We start from the raw sequence: 19,379 nt of genomic DNA on the forward strand, positions 1-19,379 counted from the left end.
GCATATCTTGCCGGGTATCGGTCCTGGTAAGCTGAGCGCGCCGGATGCATGTCCGGTTACAACCTTCACGGGCCGATGCTGTCCCGGTAGACCCCCGAAAAGCAGTTAGCGCCCGTCGTGGCGACCCCGCTAGCGGAGGCCGCCGACAGCACGTGCGGAGCGCACACACTGGTGGTCTTCCCGGCCGATGTGGAGGTATATCGGTGCTGTTCTCTCAGTTGCCCGGTCCCCAGGGCTTGTACGACCCGGACCAGGAAGCCGATTCCTGCGGTGTCGCCATGGTCGCGGACGTGCACGGCCGCCGCTCCCACTCCATCGTCTCCGACGGCCTCCTCGCTCTCGAGAATCTCGAGCACCGCGGCGCGGCGGGATCCGAACCGAACAGCGGCGACGGCGCCGGCATCCTGCTCCAACTCCCCACCGAATTCTTCGGGGCTCTCGCCCCGTTCGACCTCCCGGCGCCCCTGGACGACGGCAGCAGCACGTACGCGGCGGGCATCTGCTTCCTCCCACAGGACCCGCAGGCACGGGCGGCCGCGCAACGACGCGTGTCCGACCTCGCGGACGAGGAGGGTCTCCAGATCCTCGGCTGGCGTCCGGTGCCCGTCGATCCGGACGGTGCGGACGTCGGCTCCACGGCCCGCGCGTGCGCCCCGCACATGAGCCAGTTGTTCGTCGCCGCACCCGCCGTCGGCGGGATCCGGCCCGGCGGGCTCGACCTCGACCGCCTCGTCTACCCGCTGCGCAAGCGGGCCGAGCAGGTCACCGACGACATCGAGGCGGAGGGCAGCGGCGTGTACTTCCCGTCGCTGTCGAGCCGGACGATCGTCTACAAGGGAATGCTCACCACGTCCCAGTTGGCGCGGTACTTCCCGGACCTGCGCGACCCGCGGATGGCGAGCGCGATCGCGATCGTGCACAGCCGGTTCTCGACCAACACGTTCCCGTCCTGGCCGCTCGCGCATCCGTTCCGGTTCGTGGCGCACAACGGGGAGATCAACACGGTCCGCGGCAACCGGAACCGCATGCGGGCCCGTGAGGCGTTGCTGTCGAGTGCGGTGATCCCGGGCGACCTGCGCAGGGTCTATCCGATCTGCACCCCCGACGCCTCGGATTCGGCGTCGTTCGACGAGGTGCTCGAATTGCTGCACCTCGCGGGCCGCAGCGTGCCGCACGTCGTGATGATGATGGTGCCGGAGGCGTGGGAGAACGACACGTCGATGTGCCCGGACCGTCGGGCGTTCTACCAGTTCCACGCGTCGCTGATGGAGGCGTGGGACGGGCCCGCGTGTGTGACGTTCACCGACGGGACCGTCGTCGGCGCCGTGCTGGACCGCAACGGCCTGCGCCCGGGACGCTGGTGGCAGACCGTCGACGGGCGGGTGGTCCTCGCGAGCGAGAGCGGTGTCCTCGACGTCCCGCAGTCGGAGGTGGTGGCCAAGGGCCGCCTCGAGCCGGGGCAGATGTTCCTGGTCGACACGTCGGAAGGCCGCATCGTGCCCGACGAGGAGATCAAGATGCGGCTCGCGGCGGAGCGGCCGTACGCCGAGTGGCTGTACGCCGGGCTGCTCGAACTGAAGACGCTGCCGGATCGTCCGCACGCGCAGCACAACCACGAGTCGGTGGTGCGGCGGCAGGTGGCGTTCGGGTACACCGAGGAGGATCTGCGCATCCTGCTCGCCCCGATGGCCACGTCCGGCGGCGAGCCTCTCGGTTCGATGGGGACTGACACGCCGATCGCCGTCATGTCGCAGCGGTCGCGGCTGCTCTACGACTACTTCGTCGAACTGTTCGCGCAGGTCACGAATCCGCCGCTCGACGCGATCCGCGAGGAGATCGTCACGTCGCTGTCGCGGGTCATGGGTCCGGAGCAGAATCTGCTCGAGCCGACCGCCGCGTCGTGCAGGCAGATCGTGCTGCCGTGGCCGGTGCTCGACAACGAAGAGCTGAACAAGATCATCCACGTGAACGCGGACGGCAACCATCCCGGTCTCGCCGCGGCGGTGCTGCGCGCGCTGTACGACGTGGAGCGCGGCGGTGCGGGGATGGCCGAGGCGATCGAGGAGTTGCGGGCGCAGGCGAGCGCCGCCATCGCGGACGGCTACCGGACGCTGGTGATCTCGGACCGGGACTCCGACCACACGCGGGCGCCGATCCCGTCACTGCTCGCGGTGGCCGCGGTGCACCACCACCTGGTGCGGACCAAGGAACGCACCAAGGTGGCGCTGGTCGTCGAATCCGGTGACGCCCGCGAGGTCCACCACCTGGCGTTGCTCATCGGGTACGGCGCCGCCGCCGTCAACCCCTACCTCGCGATGGAGTCGATCGAGGACCTCGTGTCCGAGGGCGAACTCACCGGCGTCGAGCACACGATCGCCGTCCGGAACTACCTCACCGCGCTCGGCAAGGGTGTGCTCAAGGTGATGTCGAAGATGGGCATCTCCACCGTCGGCTCGTACACCGCGGCGCAGGTGTTCGAGGCGATCGGCCTGGACCGCGACCTCGTCCAGGAGTACTTCACGGGCACGGTCAGCAAGCTGGGCGGCGCCGGTCTCGACGAGATCGCCCGCGAGGTCACCGTCCGCCACCGGCAGGCGTACCCGGACAACCCGGCCGAGTTCGCCCACCGGCGCCTCGAGGACGGCGGCGAGTACCAGTTCCGCCGCGACGGCGAACTGCACCTGTTCACCCCGGAGACGGTGTTCCTGCTGCAGCACGCCACCCGCACCGGTCGGCACGAGGTGTTCGCCAAGTACAGCGACGAGGTGAATCGTCTCGCCGAGGCCGGTGGCGCCCTGCGCGGCCTGTTCACGTTCCGCGCGGGGGTGCGGCCGCCGGTGCCGCTGGACGAGGTGGAACCGGTCGAGCGGATCGTCACCCGGTTCAACACGGGCGCGATGAGCTACGGCTCCATCTCCGCCGAGGCCCACGAGACGATGGCCGTCGCGATGAACAATCTCGGCGGACGCTCCAACTCCGGGGAGGGCGGCGAGAACGTCGACCGGCTCTACGATCCGTCACGGCGCAGCGCCGTCAAGCAGGTGGCGAGCGGGCGGTTCGGCGTCACCAGCGACTACCTGATCAACGCCAGCGACATCCAGATCAAGATGGCGCAGGGCGCCAAGCCCGGCGAGGGCGGCCAGTTGCCGGCGTACAAGGTGTACCCGTGGGTCGCGGAGACCCGGCACTCGACGCCGGGGGTCGGGCTGATCTCCCCGCCGCCGCACCACGACATCTACTCGATCGAGGATCTCGCGCAGCTGATCCACGATCTGAAGAACGCCAACGATCGGGCCCGGGTCCACGTGAAGCTGGTCAGCTCGGTGGGGGTGGGAACCGTCGCCGCCGGCGTCAGCAAGGCGCACGCCGACGTGGTCCTCATCTCCGGCAACGACGGCGGTACCGGGGCCACCCCGCTGACGTCGATGAAGCATGCGGGGGCGCCGTGGGAGATCGGGCTGGCCGACGCCCAGCAGACACTCGTGCTCAACGGGCTCCGCGACCGCATCACGGTCCAGTGCGACGGCGGGATGCGCACCGGACGGGACGTCGTGGTCGCGGCACTGCTGGGTGCGGAGGAGTTCGGATTCTCCACGGCCCCGCTGATCGTGGCGGGCTGCATCATGATGCGGGTGTGCCACCTCGACACCTGCCCGGTCGGCGTCGCCACCCAGAACCCGGAACTGCGCAAGCGGTACACCGGCAAACCGGAGTTCGTGGAGGAGTTCTTCCGGTTCGTCGCCGAGGACGTGCGCCGGTACCTGGCGGACCTCGGGTTCCGCAGCATCGACGAGGCCGTCGGTCACGCCGACGTCCTCGAGACCGCGCAGGGGATCGCCCACTGGAAGAACCGCGGCCTCGACCTCACCCCGATCTTCGCCGTGCCCACCGGGCCGGACGGGGAGCCGCTGTCGCAGCGGCGCCGGGACCGCGACCAGGACCACGGACTGGACCGGGCGCTGGACCGCACGCTCATCCAGTTGGCGGAGGGTGCCCTCGAGGACGCCCACGCCGTGGAGATCGAGATGCCGGTGCGCAACGTCAACCGGACCGTCGGCACGCTGCTGGGCGCGGAGGTCACCCGCCGCTACGGCGCCGCCGGGCTGCCGGACGACACGATCCGGCTCACGTTCACCGGTTCGGCCGGGCAGTCGCTCGGCGCGTTCCTGCCGCCGGGCATCACCGTCGACCTGACCGGGGACGCCAACGACTACGTCGGGAAGGGATTGTCGGGCGGGCGGATCGTGGTCCGTCCCGCCGACGACGTGCTGTTCGTCCCGGAGACGCAGGTGATCGCGGGCAACACCCTGCTCTACGGCGCCACTTCGGGGGAGGTCTATCTGCGGGGACGCGTCGGTGAACGCTTCTCGGTGCGCAATTCCGGTGCGTCGGCCGTCGTGGAGGGTGTCGGCGACCACGCCTGCGAGTACATGACGGGCGGGCGGGTCGTGATCCTGGGGCCGACCGGACGGAACATGGCGGCCGGGATGTCCGGCGGCATCGCGTACGTCCTCGACCTGGACCCGGAGGACGTGAACCCGGCGATGGTGAAGTTGATGCAACCAGACCCCGACGACCTGGACTGGTTGCGCGGCGCCGTCACCCGGCACCACCGGTGGACCGGTTCCGCGGTGGCCGCGTCGGTGCTCGCCGACTGGCCCCGCCGGTCCACGCTGTTCACCAAGGTGATGCCGGTGGACTACCAGCGGGTGCTGGACGCGACCCGGATGGCGAAGGCGGAGGGACTCGACGTCGACACTGCGATCATGGAGGCGGCACGTGGCTGATCCCCAGGGCTTTCTGCACATCGTGAAGAAGGAGGCGCGCAAGCGTCCGGTCGCGGAGCGGATACACGACTGGAACGAGGTGTACGCGCCGCAGAGTTCCGCGGAGCGGGCCGCCGAAGTGTCCGAGCAGGCCGCACGGTGCATGGACTGCGGAATCCCGTTCTGCCACTCGGGAAGTGCGGGCTGCCCGCTGGGCAACCTGATCCCGGAGTGGAACGACCTCGTGCGACGCGGCCGCTGGTCGGCGGCGAGCGAGCGGCTGCACGCCACCAACAACTTCCCGGAGTTCACGGGCCGGGTGTGTCCGGCGCCGTGCGAGTCGGCGTGTGTGCTCTCGCTCGCCGACACGCACACGACGGGCAGTGTCACGATCGAGCGGATCGAGCAGGCCATCGCGGACGTCGCGTGGGAGTCGGGCACGGTGGTGCCCACACCGCCGATGATCTCCACGGGGCGGAAGGTCGCGGTGGTCGGTTCCGGCCCGGCCGGTCTGGCGGCGGCTCAGCAGCTGACCCGGGCGGGGCACGACGTCACCGTGTACGAGCGCGACGACCGGCTCGGTGGACTGCTGCGGTACGGCATCCCGGAATTCAAGATGGAGAAGGCAATTCTCGATCAGCGTCTGATGCAGATGCGCGCCGAGGGAACCCACTTCGTCACCGACTGCGAGGTCGGAGTCGACCTCACGGTGGAGCAGATGAGCGCGAACTTCGACGCGGTCGTGCTCGCGATCGGTGCGCTGCGGGCCCGCGACAACACCACCGTCGAGGGCCGGGAGCTGAACGGGATCCATCTCGCGATGGAACATCTCGTCACCTCGAACAAGGAATGCGAGGGCGACGGTCCCGCGGCCATCACCGCCAAGGGCAAGCACGTCGTCATCATCGGCGGCGGCGACACCGGCGCCGACTGCCTCGGGACGGCGCACCGTCAGGGTGCGCTGTCGGTGACCCAACTGGACTACAACCCGGAGTTGCCGACGGAGCGGGACGAGGCCGCGACGCCGTGGCCGGCGTGGCCGATGGTGCTCCGGACGTCGCCCGCGCACGCGGAGGGCGGTGTCCGCCGGTACCAGGTCGCGGTGCAGCGGTTCCTCGGCGACGCGAACGGGAACGTCCGGTCCATGGTGCTCGCCGAGGTCGAAGTCACCCGTGAGGACGGCAAACGCATCATCACACCGGTCGGTGAGGAGATCGAATTGCCGTGCGAACTGGCGCTTTTCGCGATCGGCTTCGAGGGCGTCGATCTCGGTCCGCTGCTCGACGACTACGGGTTGTCGCCGACCCGGCGGGGTGCGCTCTCCTGCGGCCCGGACTGGCAGACCACCGCACCCGGGGTCTTCGTCTGCGGGGACGCGCATCGCGGCGCGTCGCTCGTGGTGTGGGCGATCGCGGAGGGCCGGTCCGCGGCGCACGCCGTCGACGTGTACCTGACCGGGGCGTCCGACCTGCCGTCGCCGGTGCATCCGACGGCGCTTCCGCTGGCAGTCGTCTAAATGGAGAAGGGCGCGCGGGGCGACTAGGCTCGAGGCCGTGAACCGACGCACGAAGATCGTATGCACACTTGGACCTGCTACCGCCACCGGTGACCGTATTCGCGAGCTCGTCGAGAGCGGTATGGACGTGGCGCGGCTGAATTTCAGCCACGGCGAGCACGCCGACCACGAGGAGAACTACAAACGCGTGAGGGCGGCCTCGGACGCGACGGGCAAGGCGGTCGGTGTCCTCGCCGATCTGCAGGGCCCGAAGATCCGGCTGGGCCGGTTCGCGGAGGGGCGCACCACGTGGGCCAACGGTGAGGAGGTGCGGATCACCGTCGACGAGTGCGAGGGCACCCACGACCGGGTCTCGACCACGTACAAGCAATTGGCGGAGGACGCCAAGCCCGGTGACCGGCTGCTGGTGGACGACGGCAAGGTCGGTCTCGTCGTCTCCGGGGTGGAGGGCAACGACGTGATCTGCCGGGTCACCGAGGGCGGCCCGGTGTCGAATAACAAGGGTGTGTCGCTGCCGGGGATGAACGTGTCGGTTCCGGCGTTGTCGGAGAAGGACATCGCCGACCTGGAGTTCGCGCTCGCGCTCGGTGTCGATTTCATCGCGTTGTCGTTCGTGCGGTCGCCGGCGGATGTGGAGTTGGTGCACGCGGTGATGGACCGGGTGGGCCGGCGGATCCCGGTGATCGCGAAGCTGGAGAAGCCGGAGGCGATCGACAACCTCGAGGCGATCGTGCTGGCGTTCGATGCGGTGATGGTCGCGCGTGGTGATCTGGGTGTGGAGTTGCCGCTCGAGCAGGTGCCGCTGGTGCAGAAGCGGGCGATTCAGATCGCCCGGGAGAACGCGAAGCCGGTGATCGTGGCGACGCAGATGCTGGAGTCGATGATCGAGAATTCGCGGCCGACCCGGGCAGAGGCGTCGGATGTCGCGAACGCGGTGCTCGACGGTGCGGATGCGGTGATGCTGTCCGGTGAGACGTCGGTGGGGAAGTACGTGATGGAGACGGTGCGCACGATGGCGCGGATCGTGGAGGCGGTGGAGAACGAGTCGACGCAGGTGCCGCCGCTGACGCACGTGCCGCGGACCAAGCGGGGGGTGATCTCGTACGCGGCCCGCGACATCGGGGAGCGGTTGGATGCGAAGGCGTTGGTGGCGTTCACGCAGTCGGGGGATACGGTGCGGCGGTTGGCGCGGTTGCACACGCCGTTGCCGTTGCTGGCGTTCACGCCGTTGCCGGAGGTGCGCAGCCAGTTGTCGTTGACGTGGGGGACGGAGACGTTCATCGTCGATCCGGTGGACAGTACGGATGCGATGGTGCGGCAGGTCGACAACGCGTTGCTGGGGCTGGGCCGGTACCAGAAGGGTGAACTCGTGGTCATCGTGGCGGGGTCGCCGCCCGGCACCGTAGGCTCGACCAACCTGATCCACGTCCACAGAATCGGCGAAGAGGACCACTAGGTGAGCGAAGTCGCGGCGAAGACCGATCTCCAGACCCTGCTCGAACTTCTCGATCTCGAGAGGACCGGGGAGGACACGTACCGAGGTCGGCATCCCGCGCAGGTGGGGAGCCGGACGTTCGGCGGCCAGTTGATCTCCCAGGCACTGGTCGCCGCCGGCCGCACCGTCAGCGGCGAGCGCGCCGTGCACGCGGTCAACGCCCACTTCATCCGCGGCGGAAACGTCAAGGAACCCATCGAGTACCGCGTCGAGCGGCACCGCGACGGTCGGGCATTCGCAAACCGACAGGTCACGGCGCTGCAGAACGGTCAGGAACTGTTCGTCATGCTGGCGGCGTTCCAGGACTGGGGCAAGGGTCTCGAGCATGCGGTCGAGGTGCCCGACGTCCCGTTCCCGGACACGCTGCCGCCGCTCGGCGACCACTTCCAGGGTTACGAAGACCGGTTGAAGATGTTCGTCGACGCGCTCAAGCCGATCGACATGCGCTACGCGAACGACCCGTCGTGGATCATGAAGGGCACGGGGGAGAAACTCACCCACAACCGGGTCTGGATGAAATCGGACGGCGACCTTCCGGACGACCCACTCATTCACGTGGCCGTCATGGGGTACTCGTCGGACACCACGGTCCTGGACTCCATCATCACCACCCACGGACTGTCGTGGGGGCTGGACCGGATCGTCGCGGCCACCGTGAACCATTCCATCTGGTTCCACCGGCCGTTCCGCTTCGACGACTGGACGTTGTACGCCACCGAGTCGCCGGTCGCGGCGGGGTCCCGCGGTCTCGCGACCGGGCGCTTCTTCTCCCTCGAGGGGGAGTTGCTGGCCACCGTGGTCCAGGAGGGCCTCATCCGGCACTTCCCGCCGAAGCAATAGCGGCGCTGCCATTCCGTTGCCACCGAACGGCTTTGAACGGTAGTTCAACCGGTGGCCGCGGCGTATGGTCGGTCTGGAATCTCCGAGACGGAACGGACGTGCACCATGAGCGCAGACGAACCCGAGCAGAAGAAGACCGGCCGCCAGGCCGAGAGCGAAGTTCCCGTGCCCGACGACGAGGCGCTCGCCGAAGCCAGGAAGAAGGTGGAGGAGATCGACGCCCGCTACGAGCCGGGCGCCCGCGAGACGGTCGTCCTGCCCGGCTCCGACGGCACCGTGTCGGGCACCGCCTTCGACGACTACGTCGACGACGACGGCAATCTGAAAGAGCCTGAATCCGAGAAGGACTCGTAGCATCCCCGTCGCCTCTCCGGGGGCTGCGTCTCCGCCCCGGCGCGTGTCCTGCGCGGATCTCTCGCCCATCACCGGCGTCCGGGGTTAGACTTCGCCATCTTTTCTGGTGAGTTTCACCTCGTGATCGGGGATATGGGTCGTGGACTGGAACAACGTCGTATGGGACAGCTCGATGTGGCTGCTCAAGGCATACGTCATGACTGTCGTCGCGTTCGTCGTCGTGGTGATACTGCTCGCGCGGTTCACCAAATGGGGTAGGCAGTTCTGGCGCTTCGCCGCGCCGTACTTCAATCCGCGGCGCAGCCTCAAGCCGTTGATCATCCTGGCGGTGCTGCTGCTGTCGACGGTCTTCGCGGTGCGCATGACGGTCCTGTTCTCCTACTGGTACAACGACTTCTACGATTCGATCCAGAATCTGGACCAGTCGGCGTTCTGGCACTTCCTCCGTGTGTTCGCCATCCTCGCGACGGTCCACGTGGTGCGGGCCCTCGTCGAGTACCTGATCGGGCAGACCCTCGACATCGACTGGCGGACCTGGCTCAACCACCATCTCGTCGACGACTGGCTCGACAGCCGCGCCTACTACCGCGACCGGTTCCTCGGCGACGCGATCGACAACCCGGATCAGCGCATCCAGGCCGACATCACCAACTTCGTGACCACGTCCCGCTCGCTGTCGATGGGCGCGGTGACCGCGGTGCTGTCGATCGTGTCGTTCACGGGAATCCTGTGGGATCTGTCCGGCCCGATGACCGTGTTCGGCGTCGAGATCTCCCGGGCGATGATCTTCCTCGTCTACATCTACGTGCTGGTGACCACGGTGGTGGCGTTCTGGATCGGCAAGCCCCTCATCAAGCTGAACTTCCTCAACGAGAAACTCGGCGCCAACTTCCGCTACGCGCTGATCCGGGTGCGGGAGTACGGCGAGAGCATCGCGTTCTATCGCGGCGAGAACGTCGAGCGTCGCACCCTCGCCGGACGGTTCGCGGACGTCATCCGGAACATGTGGCAGATCGTCTTCCGGACGTTGAAGTTCAGTGGCTGGAACCTCGCCGTCAACCAGACGGCCGTCATCTTCCCGTTCCTCGTGCAGGGGCCGCGGCTGTTCACCGGCCAGGTCTCGCTCGGTGACGTGATGCAGACGTCGCAGGCCTTCGGTCAGGTCCACGACTCGCTGTCCTTCTTCCGTGAGTCGTACGCCGACTTCGCCAGTTTCCGCGCGACCCTCATCCGCCTCAACGGTCTGGCCAACGACAACCAGCACGCTGCAGAACTTCCGGTCCTCGAGACCGGCAAGTCGGGCGACGATCTGCAGGTCGAGAATCTGGACGTGCGCATCCCGACGGGAGAGACCCTCATCGAAGGCCTCGCGCTCACCGTGACGCCGGGGCAGTCGCTACTGGTCAAGGGGCCGTCCGGCTCGGGCAAGACCACGTTGCTCCGCACCCTCGCGGACCTGTGGCCGTACGCCGACGGCACGGTGTCGCGGCCTTCGGGGGAGGCCATCTTCCTGTCCCAGCGGCCGTACCTGCCGCTCGGGTCGCTGCGCACCGCGCTGGCCTACCCGAAGGAGCCGACGGCGTCCGACGACGTCGTGCGTGGTGCGCTGTCGAGGGTGTCGCTGGGCAATCTGGGTGATCGTCTCGACGAGACCGCGGACTGGACGCGCATCCTGTCGCCGGGCGAGCAGCAACGCCTCGCGTTCGCACGGGTGCTGATCGCCCGTCCCGCGGTGATCTTCCTCGACGAGGCCACGTCGGCGATCGACGAGGGCCTCGAACACACGCTCTACACCCTGCTCAGGGCCGAACTCCCGGACAGCATCGTGGTGAGCGTGGGACACCGCAGCACCCTCAACCAATTCCATTCCCGTGGTGTGGAACTCGAAGGGGAAGGTCGGTGGACGGAGTCGGAGCTCGTGGGGTGACGGGCGCGTCCAGCCGGGTGGTGAACTGCAGCACCCGGTACGGGTCCCCGGTCGTCGTGTTCCATTGCGACACAAGAAGGTGCAGTTCGTCCACCGTGGACGCCGGGTGGATGTATCCGCCGTAGATCTGTGCCCACGTGCCGTCCGTGGCTCCCCAGTCGCCGCCGGCGACCTGCACGGTCGGTTCCGACCACAGTCCGTCGATGCGCTGCGCCGTGCGGGTGACGATCGCGTAGGCGGTGGGGTCGAAGTAGGCGAGGACCCAGGTGCCGTCGATCCGCCGCAGGCACATCTCCCCGACGGGTCCCGGCAGGATCGGGGTCGCGGGCTGTCCCCACGCCCACCCGGTGCCACGGTCCCAGCCCCAGTGTTCGTAGGCTCCCGGTTCGAGGATCCGCGCCTCGGGGACCCGGCGCAGGATCATTCCCCCCGGATTGGTGCGGTCGAATGCGCTCGAGACGACGTAGACGTAGCCGTCGTGCCGTTCCATGGTCCACAGTTGGTCGAGCGACCCGCCGCGGTTGTCCCACCGGGCGCGTGTCCGGTGCCAGTGCTCGCCGCCGTCGTCGGACCAGGCGAGATACGTGAAGTTCGTCGGCCACGCGTGCGACGCCCACGAATGCACACTGACGACGGACAGGTAGGTCCGGTCGCCGATCGTGACGGCGTCCGCGGGAACCACGGTGAACTCGCTGCCCGCCGACTCCCGGTGGGGTGATTCGCCGACGTCGTGCGCGTTCGGGAGGATCTCCCTCGCCGTCCGGCCGCCTGCCGCGGAGTCGAACTCGATGCCGGCGCGGAGATCGGTTGTGGCGGAGCGCAACATCACGGGACTGCGCCACCCTCTGCTGCTCCGGCCGCGGGAGCTGAACGTGTCGCCGAAGAAGAACGCGACCCGGCCGTCGGCCAGGCGCACCGGACAGCCGAGGTCGGTGCCGTACACACCCCATCGCCGCGTCGCCTCGCCGGTGACCTCCTTCACGAAGGTCGCTGCCGGTGTCGTGGTGCTGCCCGGGATACGCACTCCCTACCGTCGGGGAATTCGGGTGGTCGGTGAATTCGAGTGGTCAGGACGTCTTGCGGTAGGACTCGGCCAGTTCGTCGGCCCGGTCCCACAGCGACCAGTCGACTTCGCGGCCGTCCAGTTGCGCTTCGACGACCTCGAGCCCCGCGTGCCAGCCGGCGGCGTGCGCGTACGCGGATTCTTCTTCCTCCACGGTGTGGGTGAGCGTCAGCCAGCAGCCGCCGCTGCCGTCCGGGACGAGTTCCCAGTGCAGCGTCTCGGCGTCCCACAGGTATTCGAGGATGTGCGCGGGATGCACCGAGATGACCGTACCGGTAGTGGTCTGATCTGCGGGCAGTCCGAATCGGCGCACCTGTTCCGGTGTCACCCGGAAGACGAGTTCGGCGCCCGGGGTGAGGTCGAAGTCGACGTCGGCGGGAAACCAGGCCTTCAGGTACTGCGGGTCGGTGAGAACACGCCACACCTTCTCCGGCGAGTGCGAGAGCGCTTGCTGGAATCGAAGGGCTACCCGCCCGTCGTAGGTGAAAGTGACGGTGCCGAGCTCCATGGGTGACCTCCGTGCTCGAGGGCGTACCTGTTCCACCATGGTACTGGCAGGACAGCGCAGATCCCGAGGATCGGGCACAAAAAACCGCCGCTACCTGCGGGTCGTCAGGCATCGCCGGGGGAGATGCCCAGACGCTGCAGGCGGACCGGGTCGGCCAGGATGTCGATCCGGACGATCTTCCCGCCCGCGACGGTGAACGCCATCACCGAGAACGTCCTCCCTCCGGGTGCGGTCACGACCCCGGGCGAGCCGTTCACCAGGGCGAGCCGGGCGAACGGAGCGAAACGCGAGAACGTGAGGGCCTGCTCGCCGACTGCGCGGGCTCCGCGCAGCACGTCGGACCCGTCGATGCCGCGATCGGCCCGCAGGACGATGTCCGGGTCGAGCAGCGCGAGGAGGTCGTCGAACCTGCCGCCCCGCGAGGCGGTCATGAACGCCGCGACCACCTCGCGCTGCCGGGTCGGGTCGGTCTCCGGGGCGGGCCCCGATCCCTGGACTCGCCGGCGCGCCCGGCTCGCGAGTTGCCGGGTCGCGGCGGGCGTGCGGTCGGCGATCGGGGCGATCTCGTCGAAAGACAGGGCGAACATGTCGTGCAGCACGAAGGCGAGCCGCTCGGCGGGCGTCAACGTGTCGAGAACCACCAGCAGTGCCAGGCCGACGGAGTCGCCCAGCACCGCCTCGTGCTCGGGATCGGTCCCGTCCACGTCGCGCACGATCGGATCCGGAACATGGACCTCGAGGGAATCCTCGCGCCGAGCCGTGCGGGATCGGAGCATGTCGAGGCAGACCCGCCCCACGACCGTCGTCAGCCAACCGCGCAGGTTCTGCACCTCGGACGTCTCGGCGCGACTGAATCGCAGCCAGCCCTCCTGTACGGCGTCCTCCGACTCGCTGATCGAGCCGAGCATCCGGTAGGCGACCGCCGACAGATGCGTCCGGTTCTCCTCGAAGCGGTGCGCCAGAACTTCTTCTGCGTCCATCTGTCACATTCTCCCGTCGCGGTTCGTCATGTCAGTGACCAACGAAAACAAGCCGGTGTGACATCTCACCACCCGAATACCTTTGGAGGCAGGCAATCATGAAAGCCCGGATGGCCAACCCCGCGATGATCGTTCCCGACGCCCTGAAGTCTCTGCTGGCACTGGGGAAGGCCACGGCGAAGGCGAACGTGCCGCCCGTGACCCACGCCCTCGTCCATCTGCGGTCGAGTCAGATCAACGGCTGCAGTGTGTGCGTGGACATGCACGCGCGTGAGCTGGAGAAGGAAGGGGAGACGAACCAGCGGATCTTCGCGGTGGCGGCGTGGCGGGAGGCCCCGTACTTCAGCGACGCCGAACGTGCGGCCCTCGCGCTGGCCGAGTCGATGACCCGATTGAGCGATCGACCGGACCCGGTGCCCGACGAGGTGTGGGACGAGGCCGCCCGGCACTACGACGAGGAACAACTCGCATCGCTGGTGCTGTCGATCGCCGGCGTGAACCTGTGGAACCGCATCAACGCCGCCACCCGGCAGATCGCCGGCGGGCAGTGGTGACAGGGGCGCCGCAACAGGGTTGACATACGAATCGCAGGTCGGAGAATGCATCTGACCTGCGATTCGCGGGATGATCCCGGCGGTGCCCTCGGTGAGACTCGAACTCACACTGGACGGGTTTTGAATCCGTTTCCTCTGCCAATTGGGATACGAGGGCGTGTTGCGCTGTACCACTGTAGAAGATCGCCGTCGGGAGTCAACCACCGGTACCCTTCTAACGTTCGCTCCCCGCGCCGGGGTCGTCCGAGCAGAGGAGAATGGTGGCCATGAACGCTCCCCAGCAGCACGGTGTGCCGTCGCAGCCGCGACGTGTCGTGGTGGCCGAGGACGAGGCGCTGATCAGGCTCGATCTGGTCGAGATGCTGCGGGAAGAGGGCTACGACGTGGTCGGTGAGGCGGGCGACGGGCAGGCCGCCGTCGATCTGGCGGTGGAGCTGAAACCCGACCTCGTGATCATGGACGTGAAGATGCCCCGCCGCGACGGCATCGACGCGGCCTCGGAGATCGCGGCGAAACGTATTGCGCCCGTGGTCATTCTCACAGCGTTCAGTCAGCGCGAGCTGGTGGAGCGGGCGCGCGACGCCGGGGCGATGGCCTATCTCGTCAAGCCGTTCTCCACGGCCGACCTGGTGCCCGCGGTCGAGTTGGCTGCCAGCCGGTTCAAGGAGGTGACCGCGCTCGAGCGGGAGATCTCCGATCTGTCCGAGCGGCTGGAGACCCGCAAGATCGTCGAGCGGGCCAAGGGTGTGCTGATGGACAAGCAGTCCTTGACCGAGCCCGAGGCGTTCAAGTGGATCCAGCGGGCCGCGATGGACCGCCGGTCGACGATGAAGGCGGTCGCGCAGGTGGTGCTCGAGACCCTCGGCGGGGAAGCCCCCACCAGCTGACCGGCGAGATCGGCGGCAGCCGACGCGTTTTCGCCCGGGCCGGCATCCGTTGGTGGCGGGTCGGTCGCCGGCGGCTCGGGCCGCGTCCGATCGGCTGGGTGCCGTCGGTGTCCGTCCGTAGAGGTTGTGGGCGCTTGACGCTCGCCACGCTACGGCTGCGTAAACACTCGTCGTATTCAGATCACAGTAAGGTCACGAGCCTTTCCGGACCGATCGCGAAAGCCGCCGGACCGCTAGCGTCTGATCCCATAGCGGACGCCGACTCGGGTGGCGCCCGCACACAGGTGATCTAAGGAGAGTTTGGATGGCTAAACGGACCCTCGTGCGGGCGGCCGCGGTTCTCGGCGCGGCATCTCTCGCACTGGCAGGTTGTAGTTCGGACAGTGGCGACGACTCCGCGAGCGGGAGTGACAGCTCTGCCTCGGCCACCACGGTTTCCACCGACTGCACCCCCGAAGAAGCGGCGGCAGCGGGTGCCCCGTCCACGGCGCCGCTGAAGATCGGCACCCTGCTCCCCGACACGGGAAGCCTCTCCTTCCTCGGACCGCCGATGGTGGCGGGCACCCAGCTCGGCGTCAACGACGTCAACGCGGCGGGCGGGGTTCTCGGCCAGCCCGTCCAGCTGATTCCCGGCGATTCGGGCGACACCACCACCGACACGGCGAACACCACCGTGGACCGGGAACTGGCCGCGGGCACCCAGGTGATCATCGGTGCGGCGTCGTCGTCGGTGTCGCTGAAGGTCATCGACAAGGTGTCCAGCGCCGGCGTCGTGATGTTCTCCCCGGCCAACACGTCCGACCAGTTCGTCTGCTACCCGGACAAGGGGCAGTACTTCCGCACCGCCCCCACCGACGTCCTGCAGGCTCAGGCTGTGTCGCAACTCATCTCGGACGACGGCGGTCAGCGCGTGTCCATCCTGGCCCTCAACGACCCGTACGGCACCGGGCTCGCCGACAACATCCAGAAGAACCTCGTCGACGCGGGCATCCCCGAGGACCAGATCCAGAAGATCATCTACGACCCCAACGCGCAGTCGTTCAACTCCGAGGTCGACCAGGTCAAGGATTTCGCGCCCGACGCCGTCGCGGTGGTGGGATTCGAGGAGTCGGCCAAGATCATCACCCGGATGCACGAGGTCGGCATCGGCCCGTCCGACGGCATGAAGGTCTACGGCGTGGACGGCAACATGGGTAACGCGCTCGGCGAGTCGGTGGCGGCGCCGCTGCTCGACGGCATGCAGGGCACCACTCCGCTCACCGATGTCGGCCCGGCCTTCCAGGATCGTCTCAAGGGCATCAACCCGGGGCTGATCGACTTCAACTACGCCGGCGAGTCCTACGACGCCGTGGTCGTTGCCTCGCTCGCCGCGGAAGCCGCGAAGTCGACGGCGGGTCGCGACATCGCCGCGAACATCAACAATGTCACCGAGGGCGGCACGCCGTGCACGTCGTATCAGGAATGCCTGCCGCTCGTGCAGGCCGGAACGGACATCGACTACAACGGCATCACCGGCAAACTCGACTTCGCCGCCGCCGGTGAGCCGTCCATCGGTTCGTACGGCAAGCTGAAGTTCGGTGCCGACAACAAGCTGACGACGGACGGGTACATCGTCGTCGGCGGATGATCGCACTCGCCTGAAACGCACTGTGGGCCAGGGAGACCTGGCCCACAGTCGTGTCCGGAGGCGCTGTGACTACTTCTTCTCCTGGCTGCCCGCGAGGGTGCCGAGGTACAACTCGATCACCTTCGGGTCGTGCATCAGGTTGGGCCCCGAGTCGGTGTAGGCGTTGCGGCCCTGGTCGAGGACGTAGCCGCGGTCGCAGATCTGCAGGCACCGCCGGGCGTTCTGCTCCACCATGATCACCGAGACACCCGCCGCGTTGATCCGCTTGCAGCGGATGAACACCTCGTCCTGGAACATCGGGGAGAGCCCGGCGGACGGCTCGTCGAGCAGCAGCACGGACGGATCCATCATCAGCGCCCGACCCATGGCGACCATCTGCCGCTCACCGCCGGACAGGGCGCCCGCCTTCACCTTCTTCCGCTCGACGAGCAGCGGGAACAGGTCGCCGACGAACGCGAACCTCTCCGCGAAGAGCTTGGGGCGCAGATACATCCCCATCTCGAGGTTTTCCTCGATGGTGAGCGAGGGAAAGACGTTCTGCGTCTGCGGGACGTAGCCGACGCCCTTCTGCACCAGGACGTGGGCGGGTTGGGACGTGATGTCCTCACCGCGCAGGGTCACCGAGCCCTCACGCACGGGGATCAACCCGAACAGTGACTTCAGAAGCGTGGACTTCCCGGCGCCGTTGGGGCCGATGATGCCGACGATCTCACCCTCGCGCAGGAAGAAGTTGCATTCGCGGAGGATGTTGACGCCGGGGATGTAGCCGGCCACCACGCCGTCCGCGCGGACGAGGGCACCCTCGGCGAGCCGGGCGTGCTCCTCGGGTGTGGCCGCGAATTCTGCTGGGGTCGGTTCGGTCATGGGGTCTCACGCCTCAGCTCGGTGATGTCGGGTTCGGAGAGGTCGCCGCCGGTCTCGAGGGTTTCGGCCTCGGCGCTCTCGAGTGCCTCGGCGAGGACGGCGGTCGCGCCCACCGGATTCCCCTCGTCGTCGAATTCGAGTGCCTGATCGTGGTGGCTCCCGAGGTACGCGTCGACGACCGCGGTGTTGGACGAGAGGTGTTCCGGGGTGGACTCGGCGATCACACTGCCCTGCGCCATCACCACCACCCAGTCGCTGATGTCGCGGATGACGTCCATGTCGTGTTCGACGAACACGACGGTCATGCCCTCGTCCCGAAGCGATTTGATGTGGCCGAGCAGGCTCTGGGTGAGCGCCGGGTTGACGCCGGCCATCGGCTCGTCCAGCATCACCACGGTCGGCTCGGTCATCAGCGCCCGCGCCATCTCGAGCAGTTTGCGCTGACCGCCGGACAGCGAACCGGCGAGATCGTCGGATTTGGTGTCGAGCTTGAACCGCGCGAGCAGTTCGTTCGCCCGTTCGGTGACCGCGCGTTCCTGCGCCTTCCACGTCCACGGCAGCAGAGTGTTGACGATCCTCTCGCCGCGTTGCCCGGTGGCGCCGAGCCGCACGTTGTCGAGCACCGTCAGCTTCGACAGCGCCTTCGTCAGCTGGAACGTGCGGACGACGCCGCGACGGGCCACCTGGTGCGGATACATCCGGCCGAGCGATTGGCCGTCCATGGACCACGTGCCGCTGTCCGGCCTGTCGAAACCGGTGAGCAGGTTGAACAGGGTGGTCTTCCCGGCTCCGTTCGGGCCGATCAGTCCGGTGATGCAGCCGCGCTGGATCTCCAGATGCGCCACGTCGACGGCCTTGAGACCGCCGAACGTCCGGGACACGTTGTCGACGAGGAGGATCGGGTCGGGTTTGGAGGCGCCGGGGGAGTGCGGGACGTCGGTGAAGATCGACGCCCGTTGCTCGGTGGTGAGCACGGTGTCGGTCTGCAGATGATCCGGCAGTCTGTGGTCAGGCATTGAGCTGCACCTCCCGCTTGTTGCCCAGTATGCCCTGCGGCCGGAAGATCATGAGTACCGCGATCATGATGCCGAGCAGGACGAACCGCATGGCCCCGACCTGCTGTTCCGTCAGCGGCAGCAGCGGATCCGGACCGGAGATGGCCTGGCGCAGCAAGGCGTCCGGGATGGCCAGCAGGAACCAGAACAGCATCGCGCCGACCACCGGTCCGAAGACGGTGGCCGCGCCGCCGAGGATGAGGGCGCCAAACGCGAAGAACGTCTGGGCGGTGGAGTAGAAGTCGGGGTTGATCGACTTGGTCTGCAGTGCGTTGAACACACCGCCGAGCCCGCCGATCATGCCGCCGAGGACGAGGGCCTGCATCTTGTAGACGAAAACGTTCTTGCCGAGGGCGCGCGCGGCGTCCTCGTCCTCGCGGACGGCCTTGAGGACGCGGCCCCACGGGCTGTGCGTGAGGAGGTACACGAACCCGCACAGCACCAGGACGAGAGTCCAGCCGACGACCATCGACCACAGGTCGTCGCCGTAGAACTTCACGCCGAGGAAGTTGTACTGCTTGCCGGAGTCGAACGGGCTGAGTGTGGTGAACGGATCGGCGAAGCCGAACAGGCCGTTGGTGGAGCCGGTGATCGAATCCGAAGCGGTGGAGCGGAATATCAGCCGCAGGATCTCGGACGCGGCGATCGTGACGATGGCGAGGTAGTCCGCGCGCAATCGGAGCGTCGGGATACCGAGGACGACGGCGAGCAGTCCGGCGGCGGCGAGACCGACGAGGATGCCGACCCACAGTGGCTGCTGGTAGGTGACGGTCATGATCCCGACGCCGTAGCCGCCGAGGAGTGCGAAACCGATCTGACCGAAGTTCAGCAGCCCGGCGTAGCCGAAGTGCAGGTTGAGGCCGATCGCCAGCAGCGCGTAGAAGATCGCCGACGGGCCGATCAGCTGGGCGAGCGAGACCTGGAGTGCTCCTGTGATGTCCAT

15 protein-coding genes and 1 tRNA gene are annotated in these 19,379 nt (G+C 67.8%); 9 read left to right on the forward strand and 7 right to left on the reverse strand.

From position 1 onward, the window contains the following. Positions 1-203: 203 nt before the first annotated feature. From gltB to ACFU5V_RS32705, 6 genes are all read left to right on the forward strand, one after another. Positions 204-4,787 (forward strand): glutamate synthase large subunit, encoded by a 4,584-nt coding sequence (gene gltB / locus ACFU5V_RS32680; protein ID WP_378704091.1) that lies wholly within the window; start codon positions 204-206, stop codon positions 4,785-4,787. Then, entirely contained in the window at positions 4,780-6,282 is a 1,503-nt protein-coding gene (locus ACFU5V_RS32685) for a glutamate synthase subunit beta (RefSeq protein ID WP_378704093.1), read from the forward strand. Before gltB ends, ACFU5V_RS32685 begins: the two co-directional genes overlap by 8 nt. Positions 6,283-6,319: 37 nt before the next feature. Next, on the forward strand, positions 6,320-7,738 hold the full coding sequence (gene pyk / locus ACFU5V_RS32690) for a pyruvate kinase (protein WP_378704094.1): 1,419 nt from the start codon (positions 6,320-6,322) through the stop codon (positions 7,736-7,738). Then, on the forward strand, positions 7,739-8,617 hold the full coding sequence (locus ACFU5V_RS32695; RefSeq protein WP_378431319.1) for an acyl-CoA thioesterase: 879 nt from the start codon (positions 7,739-7,741) through the stop codon (positions 8,615-8,617). Between the two features lie 105 nt (positions 8,618-8,722). Continuing rightward, positions 8,723-8,971 carry a hypothetical protein gene (locus ACFU5V_RS32700; RefSeq protein WP_378704095.1) on the forward strand — a complete coding sequence of 83 codons (249 nt, stop codon included), beginning with the start codon at positions 8,723-8,725 and terminating at the stop codon, positions 8,969-8,971. A 139-nt stretch (positions 8,972-9,110) separates the two neighbouring features. After that, positions 9,111-10,898: an ABC transporter ATP-binding protein/permease gene (locus tag ACFU5V_RS32705; protein WP_378431317.1), complete on the forward strand. Its 1,788-nt coding sequence runs from the start codon at positions 9,111-9,113 to the stop codon at positions 10,896-10,898. On the opposite strand, the gene ACFU5V_RS32710 is transcribed toward ACFU5V_RS32705, so the two are convergent. From ACFU5V_RS32710 to ACFU5V_RS32720, 3 genes are all read right to left on the reverse strand, one after another. After that, complete coding sequence (locus ACFU5V_RS32710; protein WP_378704097.1) at positions 10,825-11,922, reverse strand: DUF4185 domain-containing protein; 1,098 nt, start codon at positions 11,920-11,922, stop codon at positions 10,825-10,827. The two genes, ACFU5V_RS32705 and ACFU5V_RS32710, sit on opposite strands and share 74 nt — an antisense overlap. Before the next feature lie 43 nt (positions 11,923-11,965). Then, positions 11,966-12,469 (reverse strand): SRPBCC family protein, encoded by a 504-nt coding sequence (locus ACFU5V_RS32715; RefSeq protein ID WP_378431315.1) that lies wholly within the window; start codon positions 12,467-12,469, stop codon positions 11,966-11,968. A gap of 104 nt (positions 12,470-12,573) precedes the next feature. Then, on the reverse strand, positions 12,574-13,449 hold the full coding sequence (locus tag ACFU5V_RS32720) for a sigma-70 family RNA polymerase sigma factor (protein ID WP_378704098.1): 876 nt from the start codon (positions 13,447-13,449) through the stop codon (positions 12,574-12,576). A gap of 98 nt (positions 13,450-13,547) precedes the next feature. Between ACFU5V_RS32720 and ACFU5V_RS32725 the strand changes: the two genes are divergently transcribed. Beyond that, positions 13,548-14,003, forward strand: coding sequence for a carboxymuconolactone decarboxylase family protein (locus tag ACFU5V_RS32725; protein WP_378704099.1), 456 nt, complete (start codon positions 13,548-13,550; stop codon positions 14,001-14,003). A gap of 83 nt (positions 14,004-14,086) precedes the next feature. Here the strand turns inward: ACFU5V_RS32725 and ACFU5V_RS32730 are convergent. After that, a tRNA-Leu gene (locus ACFU5V_RS32730) sits at positions 14,087-14,160 on the reverse strand. A 100-nt stretch (positions 14,161-14,260) separates the two neighbouring features. Between ACFU5V_RS32730 and ACFU5V_RS32735 the strand changes: the two genes are divergently transcribed. Beyond that, positions 14,261-14,890: an ANTAR domain-containing response regulator gene (locus ACFU5V_RS32735; protein ID WP_378704101.1), complete on the forward strand. Its 630-nt coding sequence runs from the start codon at positions 14,261-14,263 to the stop codon at positions 14,888-14,890. Between the two features lie 304 nt (positions 14,891-15,194). Further along, entirely contained in the window at positions 15,195-16,517 is a 1,323-nt protein-coding gene (locus ACFU5V_RS32740; RefSeq protein WP_378431311.1) for an ABC transporter substrate-binding protein, read from the forward strand. Between the two features lie 69 nt (positions 16,518-16,586). On the opposite strand, the gene ACFU5V_RS32745 is transcribed toward ACFU5V_RS32740, so the two are convergent. From ACFU5V_RS32745 to ACFU5V_RS32755, 3 genes are read right to left on the reverse strand one after another with little or no spacing between them, the layout of a single operon-like run. Next, on the reverse strand, positions 16,587-17,381 hold the full coding sequence (locus ACFU5V_RS32745) for an ABC transporter ATP-binding protein (RefSeq protein WP_378431310.1): 795 nt from the start codon (positions 17,379-17,381) through the stop codon (positions 16,587-16,589). Continuing rightward, complete coding sequence (locus ACFU5V_RS32750) at positions 17,378-18,397, reverse strand: ABC transporter ATP-binding protein (RefSeq protein ID WP_378431309.1); 1,020 nt, start codon at positions 18,395-18,397, stop codon at positions 17,378-17,380. The genes ACFU5V_RS32745 and ACFU5V_RS32750 overlap by 4 nt, the downstream gene beginning before the upstream one ends. After that, the gene (locus ACFU5V_RS32755; protein WP_378704103.1) at positions 18,390-19,379 is read right to left on the reverse strand and encodes a branched-chain amino acid ABC transporter permease; all 990 of its coding nucleotides are present in this window, start codon (positions 19,377-19,379) and stop codon (positions 18,390-18,392) included. The genes ACFU5V_RS32750 and ACFU5V_RS32755 overlap by 8 nt, the downstream gene beginning before the upstream one ends.

This window comes from Rhodococcus sp. NPDC057529, from assembly GCF_042802055.1.
Taxonomy (GTDB): Bacteria; Actinomycetota; Actinomycetes; order Mycobacteriales; family Mycobacteriaceae; genus Rhodococcus_F.